At 73.9% G+C, this 253-nt stretch carries 1 protein-coding gene; it reads left to right on the top strand.

Annotated elements, in window-relative coordinates; translation table 11 throughout:
• Positions 1-253, top strand: a 253-nt coding sequence (locus ACZ2XM_RS15630; RefSeq protein ID WP_490619034.1) for a hypothetical protein, incomplete at both ends; no start/stop codon positions are given.

Genomic DNA, 253 nt, shown 5'->3' with positions numbered 1-253 from the left:
GTCCCACCTCCACCGCCGGCGCCGCGGCCTCCACCTACGCCAACCACGCGGTCGCCGACACCAAGGGCGCCGTCGACGGCACCGTGGTGACCGGCGCGCAGGTGACCGCCGACGCGAACGCCAAGATCCAGTCGACGACCGGCGCCGGGTCCCTCGGCATCGCGAAGAAGTGGACGAAGACCGACCTGACCGGCGACGTGACCGACCTGCCGTCCCAGTCCGGCGCCCAGGCCGGCACCCTGCTGAGCTGGGG

Source organism: Psychrobacter sp. CoH-33_TS_01, from assembly GCF_058189395.1.
Note: the sequence above shows the minus strand (reverse complement) of the source record. Positions and strands in the feature narration are given on the sequence as shown.